The following is a 220-nucleotide window of genomic DNA, read 5'->3' as shown; positions in this document are numbered from 1 at the left end:
ACCGAACAGATCCTGCAAGGGCTGTTCGGCGGGCGGCTGCGGACCGGGCGGACGCTGTCCGACGGGTGGACCGAGATCGAGGTCGACGGTCCTTCGCCGGAGGTCGTGGCGGCGCAGCTGGCGGGGCTCGGCGCACGCGTCGAGGTTCTGGAGCCCCCGGCGGCCCGTAGACGGCAGCGAGCTCGGACGCAAGGCGTGCGAGCCGCTCCCGGGCCGCCGG

1 protein-coding gene is annotated in these 220 nt (G+C 75.5%); it reads left to right on the top strand.

Going from position 1 to position 220, the window contains the following annotated elements; genetic code table 11:
• A partial coding sequence (locus J0695_RS40635) for a WCX domain-containing protein (RefSeq protein WP_206969824.1) occupies positions 1–220 on the top strand: 220 nt, incomplete at both ends.

Source organism: Streptomyces beijiangensis (assembly GCF_017315755.1).
GTDB lineage: Bacteria > Actinomycetota > Actinomycetes > Streptomycetales > Streptomycetaceae > Streptomyces > Streptomyces beijiangensis.
This window is presented reverse-complemented; position numbering and strand designations above follow the sequence as displayed.